The organism is Pseudomonas sp. TWI929, from assembly GCF_039673335.1.
Lineage (GTDB): Bacteria > Pseudomonadota > Gammaproteobacteria > Pseudomonadales > Pseudomonadaceae > Aquipseudomonas.
Map to the genome: position 1 here is coordinate 1 of NZ_JBDJLK010000059.1, position 12,865 is coordinate 12,865.

Here is a 12,865-nt window from a genome sequence, read left to right on the forward strand (position 1 = left end):
ATGGCATGTTGTAGCTAACTGTCTTTCGCTCAATCATGCTGCTTGCCCTGTTCCGTGTTGTTTCGGCCTTTTGTCGCGTTGGGCCGAAATGGGGCCCCGGCGATTTATGCATCAAGGCTGAATCCTGGGGCCGCTGCGCGCCCCGATCGCGACACAAGGCCGCTCCTACAGGGATCTGGGCAAGCTGCTGGATTGAGCGAAAGACAGTTCGCTACAACATGCCATCAATGATTGCGGAATTCGGTATGACAGGCCTTGCACGCAGCCTCGACCTTGTCCATGGGGGCCTTCAACTGCGCAGCATCCAGCGGCTGGCCGCGGGTTACGTCGACCAGTTCGCCCGTAACACCTTCCAGCTGCCGGGCCAGGTCATGAAACCGCGTCTGGCGCTCCCACACCTCGGCACGCGCACTGCTCTCACCAGCAGCATCACGCACCTGTGGAAAGTGCTGCCAAGGCTGATGCGAGAGGCTGTCCAGCTTCAGCGCACCGTCGGCAAACTTCACCCCGTCGAACGGCAGTCGGCCGCGCAGCATGCCGCCCAGGTCTTCGCTGGTCTTGAGCATGTCCTTGAAGATCACCTTGCGTTTGCCGAGCGGCGAGTTCGGGTCAACCCGATCGCAACCACTCAGGGCACCGCCCATGGCCAGTGCTGCCAGCAGAACAACGGTCAATCGCTTCAACATCACACTCACTTCGGCCTACGCAAATGGGCGGCCAGTATCGCCGCCCGAGGGCCAAACACCAATAGCCACATAAAAAACAGGGGCGAATATTCATGTTCGCCCATGACAGGAATGCACACATGAAATCTGCCCTGCGCCACCTGGCCTGGACACTCCCGGTGCTGGCATTGCTGGCCGGCTGCAACGGCGGCGAGAACGCCAAGCCCGAGCCCCATGCCATCGCCACCTACGTCCCGTCCACCTGGAAAGACCTGCCCGCAGTCAGCGATGAAGACCTGCTGGCCGGCTTCTATGCCTGGCGCAGCGGCTGTGAGAAGCTCAAGCGCGACCCGGTGTGGGCAGCTACCTGCGAAGCTGCCGGCAGCGCCACTGCCAGCGCCGCCCAGGTGCGTACCTTCCTTGAGCAGAACCTGCAGGTATACGGCCTGCGCTCTGCCGAGAACAACGCCAACGGCCTGATCACCGGTTACTACGAGCCGGTCTACCCCGGCAGCATGAAACGCACCGAAGCGGCCCATGTGGCGGTGTATGGCGTGCCCGATGACATGATCGTGGTCGACCTGGCCAGCGTATATCCCGAACTCAAGGGCAAGCGCCTGCGCGGTCGCCTGGATGGCAGGGTGCTGAAGCCTTACGACACCGCCGAGGTGATCAACCGGGATGGCGTAAAGGCACCGGTACTGGCCTGGCTGACCGACCCGATGGACTTGCAGTTCCTGCAGATCCAGGGTTCGGGCCGGGTACAACTGGAAGACGGCCGCCAACTGCGCCTGGGCTACGCCGACCAGAACGGCCACCCCTACCGGCCGATTGGCCGCTGGCTCGTGGAACAGGGCCAGCTGAAAAAAGAAGAAGTGAGCATGGGCGCGATTCATGCCTGGGCCCAGGCCAACCCGCTGCGCGTGCCGGAGCTGCTGGCCAGCAACCCCAGCTATGTGTTTTTCAGCACCCGCCCGGACAGCAACGAAGGCCCGCGCGGTTCGCTGAACGTGCCGCTGACCGCTGGTTATAGTGTGGCCATCGACCGCAAGGTGATCCCGCTGGGCAGCCTGCTGTGGCTGTCCACCACCCGCCCGGACGGCACGCCGGTGGTGCGCCCGGTGGGGGCCCAGGACACTGGCGGGGCAATTGCTGGCGAAGTGCGTGCAGACCTGTTCTGGGGTACCGGGCCGGAGGCCGGCGAACTGGCCGGGAACATGAAGCAGCAAGGGCAGATCTGGATGCTGTGGCCCAAGGGCCAGCCGCTGCCTGAGGTGCCTAAAGTGCCTTGATCGGCGGTGGATTCTTCGCGGGCTCGCCCGCTCCCACAGGTACACCACAGCCCTTGAATGCTGCGCTGTACCTGTGGGAACGGGCAACGCGGTTTCAGATGGAGACCACAAAGAAGGCCACGATCATCGCCATCCCGGCAAACCACACCAGCGACCGCATGGCAGCCCAGTCGGCCAGGTAGCAGATGATGTAGAGCAAGCGGCTGGTGATGTACATCACCCCCAGTACATCTTGGGTCACTTGCTCGGCATTGCCGACGATATCCGCCACCAGCACCGCCGCAGCGAATGCCGGAAATGCCTCGTAGCTGTTCTGCTGAGCGGCATGCGCGCGGCGCGGCAAGCCGGAGAGCGTATCAAGAAAAGCACGGGGATCGTGATTGTCCTTCAGGCCAAAACGGCCGCTGCTGACCTTGGCGATCAGCGCACACAGGGGCGGCAAAACCAAGGCAATCAGAATGCACCACAGGGCAACGGTCATAGGCAGGACTCCTTGTTCAGTCTTCAGATCAAAGCTTCATTACCAGCATGCCGGCCAACACCAGCCCGCAAGCTAGGAGTCTCGGCCCGCCAAAAGGTTCTTTGAGGTAGCGCATGCCCAGCAACACCACCAGGATCACGCTCAACTCCCGCAGCGCCGCCGCCTCGGCCACAGAGCCCAGGTGCATGGCCCACAGTACCAGGGCATAGCTGAACAGTACGCAGAACCCTACCGCCAACCCCAGGCGCCATTGGGTGCGCCAGAACAAGGCGAATGGCGCCCGCCGTGCGACGCTGGCCAATAGCGGAAATTGCCAGGCGCTGAGCAGGGTCAGCCAAACCAGGTAATCCCAGGGTTTGCCCCACAGTCGCACGGCCTGGCCGTCGAACCAGGTGTAGCAGCCAATGCACAGGCCAATCAACGCGACCACCGGCAGCATCGACCAAGGCAGCCGGTCACCGCCGCCGCCCTGCCACAACAGGCAGGCCATGCCGCAGGGGATCAGCAGAATCCCGATGATCTGCTGCTGGCTCAGCGACTCCCCGGCAAAGGCCAGGGTCAGCCCCAGCACTACCAGTGGCGACAGCCCGCGCATCAGAGGATAGACCAGCCCCAGGTCGCCCACGCGGTAGGCCTGGATCAGCAAAAAGCGGTACAGCTGCTCGGCCAGTGCCGAGGCCAGCAGCCACGGCCAGATATTGGCCGGCGGGACCTCGACGAAGGGCACGGCCAGCACTGCGAAGGCCAGTGCGACGGTGTCCATGCTGGCGATCACCAGCAAGCGCTCGCCGCTGAATTTGATCAGGGTATTCCAGGTCGCATGCAGCAGGGCGGCGACCAGCACCAGGGATGTTGCCAACACGCCTTTTATCCTTATGGCTTTTTATGGCTGTGAATATATAGCGTTCGGGGGCCGCTGTGCGGCCCCCTTACATGGGAACGATTGCAACGAATCCGGTCAAAGCCTGTGCCCCGAACCCCGTGCAAGGTCATCAAAGAACTGCCCGAGCCATTCGGGTGACGACTTGGAAGCCACTGTTACAGGATTCGGGATGCTTGAATTAGTTGCCGCGTTTATCTGCCTGACCACCCTCCTCACCTATGTAAATTACCGTTTCATCGGCCTGCCCCCCGCCATCGGCGTGATGGTCACGGCGTTGCTGTTCTCGCTGATGCTGCAGGGCCTGAGCCTGATCGGCTTCCCCGGCCTGGAAGCACGCGTCGAAGGGCTGATGAACCAGATCGATTTCAACGACCTGCTGATGCACTGGATGCTGGCGTTCCTGTTGTTTGCCGGCGCCCTGCACGTCAACCTCACCGACCTGCGCAGCTACCGCTGGCCAATCGGCCTGCTGGCCACCGTTGGCGTGCTGATTGCCACCGTGGTCATCGGCTACCTGTCGCATTGGGTGTTTGCCCTGTTCGGCTGGCAGGTGCCGCTGATCTATTGCCTGCTATTCGGTGCGCTGATCTCGCCCACCGACCCGATTGCCGTGCTTGGTGCACTGCGTACCGCCAATGCACCCAAACCGCTGAAGACCACCATCGTTGGCGAGTCGCTGTTCAACGACGGCACGGCGGTGGTGGTGTTCACCGTGTTGCTGGGCATCATCCAGCTGGGTGAAACGCCAAGCATGGCCGACACGGCGATCCTGTTCGCCCGCGAGGCCATTGGCGGCGTGGTGTTCGGTGGCCTGATCGGCTACGCCACCTACCGCATGATCAAGAGCGTCGAGCAGTACCAGGTAGAGGTCATGCTGACCCTGGCGCTGGTCATCGGTGGCTCGGCAATGTGCTACGAGCTGCACGTTTCGGCGCCGATCGCCATGGTGGTGGCCGGCCTGATCATCGGCAACCTGGGCCGCAACCTGGCGATGAACGACATGACCCGTCGCTACATGGACGGTTTCTGGGAGCTGATCGATGACATGCTCAACGCCCTGCTGTTCGCGCTGATTGGCCTGGAGCTGTTGCTGCTGCCGTTCAACTGGATGCACCTGGCAGCCGGCGGCGTGCTGGCGCTGGCGGTGCTGCTGTCGCGGCTGCTGACCGTGGCCCCGGCGATCGTGCTGCTGCGCCGTTGGCGGCCAGTGCCGAAAGGCACGGTGCGGGTGCTGACCTGGGGTGGCTTGCGCGGTGGGGTGTCGGTGGCCCTGGCGCTGTCGCTGCCGTTGGGCGAGGAACGCGACCTGCTGCTGTCGATTACCTACATCGTGGTGCTGTCGTCGATCCTGGTGCAGGGATTGAGCATTGGACGGGTGGTGCGCAAGGTCAGCGCCCAGCCTTGAGAGTGCCGGGGCCGCTTTGCGGCCCATCGCGACACAAGGCCGCTCCTACAAGGGATCGCGTTCCCCTGTAGGAGCGGCCTTGCGTCGCGATGGGCTGCGCAGCAGCCCCAGGATGTTCATTCCACCGCAGAATCCGGGAACTGGTCCTGCACATACTTGATCTCGGTCCGCCCATGGGCCGCCGGCAAGCCGTCTTCACCCAGATTGACGAACACCATCTTGTCGACGGTCAGGATGCTCTTGCGGGTGATCTTGTTGCGCACTTCGCACTTGAGGGTGATCGAGGTGCGGCCGAACTCGGTGGCGGTGATGCCCAGCTCGATGATGTCACCCTGGCGCGAGGCGCTGACGAAGTTGATTTCCGACATGTACTTGGTCACCACGCGCTGGTTGCCCAGCTGGACGATGGCGTAGATCGCCGCTTCTTCGTCGATCCAGCGCAACAGGCTGCCACCGAACAAGGTGCCATTGGGGTTGAGGTCTTCGGGTTTAACCCACTTGCGGGTGTGAAAGTTCATCTGTACTCCTGACCTGCTTGGCTAACGTGAAGCAATGATGGCAGAGCGGCCGCCATCGCTCCATTGAACATCGACTATCGTCGCGATTAATCGACAGAAAACCTTGGGCAACCAGGCGGGCGCGGCTATAATCTCCGCCGCTTTACATGGTTGCCCACAGCGGTGCCATGCCCGCCACCTGTCCGAGGGGCGCTGCAGCAGGCTAGGCCTGTCAGGCTCGGATGGGGCGTTGCTCGCTCTCGCGGGCGCTTAACGCACAACGGCGCCCATTCGCACACTACGAATGGAGGCTCTCATGAGCGCTGCAAACATGCCTGCTGGTTTTACCGATTTCAAAGTCGCCGACATCTCCCTGGCCGCCTGGGGCCGTCGCGAAACCATCATCGCCGAATCGGAAATGCCGGCACTGATGGGCCTGCGTCGCAAGTACCTGGCCGAGCAACCGCTCAAGGGTGCGAAGATCCTGGGCTGCATCCACATGACCATCCAGACCGCCGTGCTGATCGAAACCCTGGTTGCCCTGGGTGCCGAAGTGCGCTGGTCGTCCTGCAACATCTTCTCCACCCAGGACCAGGCCGCCGCCTCCATCGCCGCCGCCGGCATCCCGGTATTCGCCTGGAAAGGTGAAACCGAGGAAGAGTACGAGTGGTGCCTGGAGCAGACCATCCTGAAAGATGGCCAGCCATGGGACGCCAACATGATCCTCGACGACGGTGGCGACCTGACCGAACTGCTGCACAAGAAGTACCCACAGGTACTGGACCGCGTGCACGGCGTGACCGAAGAAACCACCACTGGCGTGCACCGCCTGCTGGACATGCTGGCCAAGGGCGAGCTGAAAGTCCCGGCGATCAACGTCAACGATTCGGTCACCAAGAGCAAGAACGACAACAAGTACGGCTGCCGTCACAGCCTGAACGACGCCATCAAGCGTGGTACCGACCACCTGCTGTCGGGCAAGCAAGCCCTGGTGATCGGCTACGGTGATGTGGGCAAGGGTTCGGCCCAGTCCCTGCGCCAGGAAGGCATGATCGTCAAGGTCACCGAAGTTGACCCGATCTGCGCCATGCAGGCCTGCATGGACGGCTTCGAACTGGTTTCGCCGTTCATCGACGGTATCAACAATGGCACCGAAGCCAGCATCGACAAGGCCCTGCTGGGCAAGATCGACCTGATCGTGACCACTACCGGTAACGTCAACGTCTGCGACGCCAACATGCTCAAGGCCCTGAAGAAGCGTGCCGTGGTCTGCAACATCGGCCACTTCGACAACGAGATCGACACTGCCTTCATGCGCAAGAACTGGGCCTGGGAAGAGGTCAAGCCGCAGGTGCACAAGGTCCACCGCACCGGCGCTGGCAGCTTCGACCCGCAGAATGACGACTACCTGATCCTGCTGGCCGAAGGCCGTCTGGTCAACCTGGGCAACGCCACTGGCCACCCAAGCCGCATCATGGATGGTTCGTTCGCCAACCAGGTCCTGGCCCAGATCTTCCTGTTCGAGCAGAAGTTCGCCGACCTGTCGGCCGAGAAGAAAGCCGAGCGCCTGACCGTTGAAGTGCTGCCGAAGAAGCTCGACGAAGAAGTGGCCCTGGAAATGGTCCGCGGCTTCGGCGGTGTGGTTACCCAGCTGACCAAGCAGCAAGCCGACTACATCGGCGTGACCGTCGAAGGCCCGTTCAAGCCGCACGCATACCGCTACTAAGTGGTCGCGGGCAAGCGCCGGCGCACCGCCTGGCGCTTGCCAGCAATGCTTTGCAACGACGCCCAAGCCAGGCCGGCCCACACCGCCCTGGCTTCTACTTGCAGCTTGCAGCCATCGGCTTGCAGCTGAGGAAAGAAAGATGTCACAAGAACGCCGCTACAGTTTCGAGTTCTTCCCGACCAAGACCGATGCCGGTCACGAAAAGCTGATGGGCGTCGCCCGCCAGCTGGCCACCTACAACCCGGACTTTTTCTCCTGCACCTACGGTGCCGGTGGCTCGACCCGCGACCGCACGCTGAACACCGTGCTGCAGCTGGAAAGCGAAGTGAAGGTGCCTGCCGCACCGCACCTGTCGTGCGTGGGCGACACCAAAGCCGAACTGCGCGCCCTGCTGGCCGAGTACAAGGCTGCAGGCATCAAGCGCATCGTCGCCCTGCGTGGCGACCTGCCGTCGGGCATGGGCATGGCCAGTGGCGAACTGCGCTACGCCAGCGACCTGGTCGAGTTCATCCGCCAGGAAACGGCTGATCACTTCCACCTGGAAGTCGCCGCCTACCCAGAAATGCACCCGCAGGCACGCAACTTCGAGGCCGACCTGGGCAACTTCGTGCACAAGGTCAAGGCCGGTGCCGACAGCGCCATTACCCAGTACTTCTTCAACGCCGACAGTTACTTCTACTTCGTCGAGCGCGCACAGAAGCTGGGTGTGGACATCCCGGTGGTGCCCGGCATCATGCCGATCACCAACTACAGCAAGCTGGCCCGCTTCTCCGACGCCTGTGGCGCCGAGATCCCGCGCTGGATCCGCAAGCAGCTGGAAGCCTATGCCGACGACACCGCCAGCATCCAGGCATTCGGTGAAGAAGTGATCACCCGCATGTGCGAACAGCTGCTGCAAGGCGGCGCACCGGGCCTGCACTTCTATACCTTGAACCAGGCCGAGCCGAGTTTGGCGATCTGGAACAACCTGAAGCTGCCGCGCTGAAATCTTTGGCAAAACCTGCTTAAGAAATGATTAAGGCTTTGGTCATAGACTAAAGCCCTATTCATTTTCTGGTTACACAGGTCGTGCCTGCCATGCAGCTTCTCCAGCCATCGCGCCCACAGCTCGTCTACCTGGCTTTTGGCCCGGCAACCTACCATCAGGAAGCCTGCTTCAGCATCGTCAGCGCCCTCGCCCAACTGGGCAGCACAGCCGGCGACGCCATGGATATCCAGGTCTACACCGACAACCCGCAGCCCTATGCCAGCCTGCCTGTCACCGTCCACCTGCTGGACGAAGCCACGCGTCAGGCATGGAACGCCCCTCACGGTTATCACTTTCGCAGCAAGCATGTGCTGTTGCGCCAGGTGCTGCAGCACCACCCGTTGGCGGTGCTGATCGACACCGACACGTTCTTCCGCAAATCGCCGCTGCAGCTGTTCGCCCGGGTAGCGCCAGGCCAGCTGCTGTGCAACGCCATTGGCCCGCGCTACGGCGCGAACCAGAAATGCCTGCTGTACAAGAACCTGCTGGCCATTCTGCAAGCCCGGGGCCTGGCTGATTGCCAGATGCCGCTGGTCAACTCCGGGGTGATCGGCCTCACGGCCGAAGACGCCAGCACCCTGGACCGCTCCATCGCCCTGATGGACGAGTGCCACCCCCTGGCCCGCGAGGCCTACACCCTCGAGGAGTTCTGCCTGGCGGTATCGGCCTACCGTAAGCTGGAGTTGGCCGAGTGCACCGATGTCATCCACCACTACTGGAGCCGCAAGGCGCAATTCCGTGCCAAGATCCAGGCCTGGCTGCGCAAGCACGGCCACGCCCCGCTCAGCCACGCGGCGCTGGCCGACGTTGCCCTGGTCAACGACCAGTTGCCGCGGCCACCGGCCTTGCAGCGCCTAGGCTACAAGGCGCTGAGCCTGACCCTGCCCAGCCACGAGCGGCAGTTCGCCCGCGAGCTGCTGTATGGCTGCTACCCCTACCCCAATGAATTCGACCGCGCCTGCGCGCCGGCCTGGTGGGACAAGGCACTGGAGAACCTCAATGCCCGCCATGGCCGCATCGAGCCCGAACGGCTGCGCCAGTGCCTGCGTCATCCGGGTTTGCGCTTGTCGCTGGGCGAGCGGCGCAAGGATGTCGAGGCGCATCTGTTGAGAACGTCCCACTCTTGAGTGGACCTGTGCCGGCCTCTTCGAGGCGTCGAACCGCCGCGAAGAGGCCGGCACAGGAGAACACCATCTCCTCTGGCCTTGCCCTGGCCGAGCGCGTAATCTCCGGCCATGCCACACATCGCCCGGCTGTTCTGGATCCTGCTGCTCGTTTGCCTGAGCCCGTTGGCCCTGGGCGAACGCTTGCGCCTGGTGACCGACGACTGGGCACCCTATGTGTATCAGCACAACGGCCAACCACGCGGCATCGACTATGAAGTCACCAGCCAGGTCTTTGCCCGCCTCGGGGTCGAGGTGGAATGGCAGTTCCTGCCGTGGAAGCGATGCCTGGCAATGATCGAGCAAGGCCTGGCCGACGGCATTCTCGACATCTTCCAGACCGAGTCGCGTCAGCCCTACCTGATCTACGCGCAAGAGCCCATGTCGGAAGTCGAGTTCGTCCTCTTCCAGGCCAGCGCCCGCCGCCACGCCATCACCCACCTGCAGGACCTCTCCGGCCTCACCGTCGGCACTTCACCCGGCTATGCCTATGGCGCAGCGTTCACCGAGTCCCCCCTGTTCCGGCGCGAAGCCGCGCCTACCCATGAGGCTAACTTCGGCAAGCTGGCGCTAGGCCGTATTGACCTGGCAATCACCGACCGCAAGGTCGGGCACTACCTTTTGCGCCACCTGGGCCTGCAAGGGCAAATCGAAGAACTGCCGCTGGTGATCAGCCTCCAGGCGCAGTACCTGGGCCTGGTGCGCAAGCCTGGGCGCGAAGCACTGGCCGTGGCCTTTGCCGAAGAACTGCGGCGTTTCAAGCAGGAACCGGCCTTTGCTGCGATCAAAAACCGCTACACAGGCGACATCGGAAACATTCTCAACGCCGTTGAGCAGCAGGAAAGCAGCACAGCGCGATAGCTCTGTTATACTCGGGCCTTCCCGCCCGGCTCACGCCCGGACGCTCGGCCTAGCAACAGGCATCCCGATCGGCACCGACGCCCCTTCGCGTCCACCCTCCGTTTCCCGGATGTGCAGTGAAAGCCCAGCTGGACCGGACGCGATCGCATCCCACCGATGCCCGTCGCGCCAGGCAGAACATCCCAAACGGGCCCAGCCCAAACGAGAACAGGATCGCCCATGTCCTTTGCTTCCCTCGGTCTCTCCGAGGCTCTTGTCCGCGCTATCGAGGCTGCGGGCTATACCCAGCCGACCCCCGTGCAACAGCGGGCAATTCCCGCCGTGTTGCAAGGCCGTGACCTGATGGTTGCCGCACAGACAGGTACTGGTAAAACCGGCGGTTTCGCCCTGCCGATTCTCGAGCGCCTGTTCCCGGCCGGCCACCCCGACAAGTCGCAGCGTCACGGCCCGCGCCAGCCTCGCGTGCTGGTCCTGACCCCGACCCGCGAACTGGCAGCCCAGGTGCATGACAGCTTCAAGGTCTATGCCCGTGACCTGCCACTGGTCAGCGCCTGCATCTTCGGCGGCGTCGGCATGAACCCGCAGATCCAGGCCATTGCCAAGGGTGTAGACGTGCTGGTGGCCTGCCCGGGCCGCCTGCTCGACCTGGCCGGCCAAGGCAAGGTGGACCTGGCCCACGTGGAAATCCTGGTCCTGGACGAAGCCGACCGCATGCTCGACATGGGCTTCATCCACGACGTCAAGAAGGTCCTGGCCCGCCTGCCGGCCAAGCGCCAGAACCTGCTGTTCTCGGCCACCTTCTCCAAGGACATCACCGACCTCGCCGACAAGCTCCTGCACAACCCGGAGCGTATCGAGGTCACCCCGCCGAACACCACCGTCGAGCGTATCGAGCAGCGCGTCTACCGCCTGCCCGCCAGCCACAAGCGTGCACTGCTGGCGCACCTGATCACCCTGGGTGCCTGGGAACAGGTACTGGTGTTCACCCGCACCAAGCACGGCGCCAACCGCCTGGCCGAGTACCTGGAAAAGCACGGCCTTACCGCCGCTGCGATCCACGGCAACAAGAGCCAGAACGCCCGCACCAAGGCCCTGGCCGACTTCAAGGCCAACAGCGTGCGCGTGCTGGTCGCCACCGACATCGCTGCCCGCGGCCTGGACATCGACCAGCTGCCGCACGTAGTCAACTTCGAGCTGCCGAACGTCGAGGAAGACTACGTCCACCGTATCGGCCGTACCGGCCGCGCCGGTCGTTCGGGCGAGGCCATTTCCATGGTCGCGCCGGATGAAGAGAAGCTGCTCAAGAGCATCGAGCGGGTGACCAAGCAGAAGATCCCGGACGGCGACCTGATGGGCTTCGACGCCAGCCAGGTAGAAGCCGAGAAACCCGAAGTACGCGAGCGCCCGCAAAACAGCGGCCGCGGCGGCCGCAACCAGCAGGTCCGTGGCGAAGGCGGTAAAGACGCCAACGGCGGCCGCAAGGACAAAGGCAAGGATAAAGGCAAGGCCAAGCAGCAGGCTGCAGATAAGCCAGCTGACAAGGAAAAGAGCGGCGACAAGCAACAGCAGCCGCGAAAGCCGCGTGACAAGAAGCCGCGCCAGCAACAGCAGCAGCAAGCCGGTGGCAACGTGCCGAAAGCGCCCGCCGACCGTGACCCGGAAGAGTTCCTGGACGACGATATCGATAACTTCGGTAACCGTGCCGACTATGTCAGCCCGTACCAAGGTAAAGGCCAAGGCCGCAATCGCCGTCCAGGTGGTGGCGCCGGCCAGGGTCAGGGTCAAGGCAATGGCCAGCGCAGTAACGCAGGTGGCCAGGGCCAGGCCCGCAGTGGCGGCCAGCAGCGCAGCGGTGGCGGCGCTGGCGAAAAACGCCCGGCTCGCGCCAATAACGGTGGCGGTGCCCGTCGTGATGGTGGCGGCGCTGGCCGTGGTCGCCCGGCCCGTGAAGATGCAGCCCGGCAAGAGCCGGCCGTGCGCAACCCGCGCCAGCCGGAAAAACAGCCGGTGATCATCCGCAAGGAATCCAAGCTCGACCGTTACCCGACGCCAGAACAGCTGGACGACCTGCCAAGCCGCCCACGCGGTGAGCGCCCGGCGCTGCTGACCCGCAAGGGCTGATAGAAATACCGAGGGGGCCGCTTCGCAGCCCTATCGCGACACAAGGCCGCTCCTACAGGGGTTACGCAATTCCCTGTAGGAGCGGCCTTGTGTCGCGATAGGGCCGCAAAGCGGCCCCCTCGGTTTTCAGCTGGTGAAAATTACTTCTGCTTCACACCTTCAACACTGATATCCAGGTCCAGGGTCTGCGAAGTAGCGCCTGGGCCTTTGATGCCGAAGTCGTTCAGGTTCAGCGTGGTGGTGGCGTTGAAACCAGCGCGCTCGCCGCCCCATGGGTCTTTGCCTTCACCGTTGAAGGTCGCCTTGAAGGTGACCGGCTTGGTCACGCCGTGCATGGTCAGGTCGCCAGTCACGTCAGCAGTCTTGGCACCAGTCGACTTGACGCTGGTGGAGACGAACTTGGCTTCCGGGTACTTCTTCACGTCAAGGAAGTCGGCGCTGGCGATGTGCTTGTCACGCTCTGCGTGGTTCGACCACAGGCTGGCAGTTTTCAGGTCGACATTGATCTTGCTGGCTTCAGGCTTGGCGCTGTCCCAGCTGAAGTCGCCCTTGAACTCCTTGAAGGTACCGTGGATGAAGCTGTAGCCCAGGTGGCTGATCTTCCAGTCAACGAATGCGTGCTGGCCTTCGTTGTCGATCTTGTATTCGGCAGCCATGGCCTGGCCAGCGGAGAGCAGAGCGGTACCGAGCGCCAGAGCGGCAAAAGTCTTTTTCAACATCCTGTTCCTTCCTATGCAATTGAGG

At 63.1% G+C, this 12,865-nt stretch carries 12 protein-coding genes and 1 riboswitch; of the genes, 7 read left to right on the plus strand and 5 right to left on the minus strand.

The features are described from left to right. Positions 1 to 224: 224 nt before the first annotated feature. Complete coding sequence (locus ABE456_RS20420; RefSeq protein ID WP_346645534.1) at positions 225 to 686, minus strand: cytochrome c; 462 nt, start codon at positions 684 to 686, stop codon at positions 225 to 227. A 119-nt stretch (positions 687 to 805) separates the two neighbouring features. Between ABE456_RS20420 and ABE456_RS20425 the strand changes: the two genes are divergently transcribed. Continuing rightward, a complete protein-coding gene (locus ABE456_RS20425) occupies positions 806 to 1,957 on the plus strand; it encodes an MltA domain-containing protein (RefSeq protein WP_346645535.1) in 1,152 nt (383 codons plus the stop codon). A gap of 94 nt (positions 1,958 to 2,051) precedes the next feature. Here ABE456_RS20425 and ABE456_RS20430 read toward each other — a convergent pair whose 3' ends face one another. Both ABE456_RS20430 and ABE456_RS20435 read right to left on the minus strand, forming a co-directional pair. Further along, complete coding sequence (locus ABE456_RS20430) at positions 2,052 to 2,438, minus strand: MAPEG family protein (protein ID WP_346645536.1); 387 nt, start codon at positions 2,436 to 2,438, stop codon at positions 2,052 to 2,054. A 28-nt stretch (positions 2,439 to 2,466) separates the two neighbouring features. Next, the gene (locus ABE456_RS20435) at positions 2,467 to 3,300 is read right to left on the minus strand and encodes an EamA family transporter (RefSeq protein ID WP_346645537.1); all 834 of its coding nucleotides are present in this window, start codon (positions 3,298 to 3,300) and stop codon (positions 2,467 to 2,469) included. Positions 3,301 to 3,490: 190 nt separating this feature from the next. Here ABE456_RS20435 and ABE456_RS20440 point away from each other — a divergent pair, with 190 nt between their 5' ends. Continuing rightward, positions 3,491 to 4,726, plus strand: a complete 1,236-nt coding sequence (locus ABE456_RS20440) for a sodium:proton antiporter (RefSeq protein WP_346645538.1) — start codon at positions 3,491 to 3,493, stop codon at positions 4,724 to 4,726. 116 nt (positions 4,727 to 4,842) lie between these two features. Here the strand turns inward: ABE456_RS20440 and ABE456_RS20445 are convergent, their stop codons facing one another. Then, positions 4,843 to 5,244 (minus strand): hotdog domain-containing protein, encoded by a 402-nt coding sequence (locus tag ABE456_RS20445; protein ID WP_012274534.1) that lies wholly within the window; start codon positions 5,242 to 5,244, stop codon positions 4,843 to 4,845. Between the two features lie 178 nt (positions 5,245 to 5,422). Then, a riboswitch (S-adenosyl-L-homocysteine riboswitch) is annotated at positions 5,423 to 5,519 on the plus strand. A gap of 20 nt (positions 5,520 to 5,539) precedes the next feature. Between ABE456_RS20445 and ahcY the strand changes: the two genes are divergently transcribed. From ahcY to ABE456_RS20470, 5 genes are all read left to right on the plus strand, one after another. Next, positions 5,540 to 6,949, plus strand: a complete 1,410-nt coding sequence (ahcY, locus tag ABE456_RS20450; RefSeq protein ID WP_346645539.1) for an adenosylhomocysteinase — start codon at positions 5,540 to 5,542, stop codon at positions 6,947 to 6,949. Positions 6,950 to 7,088: 139 nt separating this feature from the next. Then, positions 7,089 to 7,934, plus strand: coding sequence for a methylenetetrahydrofolate reductase [NAD(P)H] (gene metF, locus ABE456_RS20455; RefSeq protein WP_346645540.1), 846 nt, complete (start codon positions 7,089 to 7,091; stop codon positions 7,932 to 7,934). A gap of 92 nt (positions 7,935 to 8,026) precedes the next feature. After that, positions 8,027 to 9,103: a hypothetical protein gene (locus tag ABE456_RS20460; protein ID WP_346645541.1), complete on the plus strand. Its 1,077-nt coding sequence runs from the start codon at positions 8,027 to 8,029 to the stop codon at positions 9,101 to 9,103. 108 nt (positions 9,104 to 9,211) lie between these two features. Beyond that, on the plus strand, positions 9,212 to 10,000 hold the full coding sequence (locus tag ABE456_RS20465; protein WP_346645542.1) for a transporter substrate-binding domain-containing protein: 789 nt from the start codon (positions 9,212 to 9,214) through the stop codon (positions 9,998 to 10,000). Between the two features lie 219 nt (positions 10,001 to 10,219). Further along, positions 10,220 to 12,121 carry a DEAD/DEAH box helicase gene (locus tag ABE456_RS20470; RefSeq protein ID WP_346645543.1) on the plus strand — a complete coding sequence of 634 codons (1,902 nt, stop codon included), beginning with the start codon at positions 10,220 to 10,222 and terminating at the stop codon, positions 12,119 to 12,121. A 140-nt stretch (positions 12,122 to 12,261) separates the two neighbouring features. Here the strand turns inward: ABE456_RS20470 and ABE456_RS20475 are convergent, their stop codons facing one another. Beyond that, positions 12,262 to 12,840 (minus strand): YceI family protein, encoded by a 579-nt coding sequence (locus tag ABE456_RS20475; protein ID WP_346645544.1) that lies wholly within the window; start codon positions 12,838 to 12,840, stop codon positions 12,262 to 12,264. Positions 12,841 to 12,865: the final 25 nt, after the last annotated feature.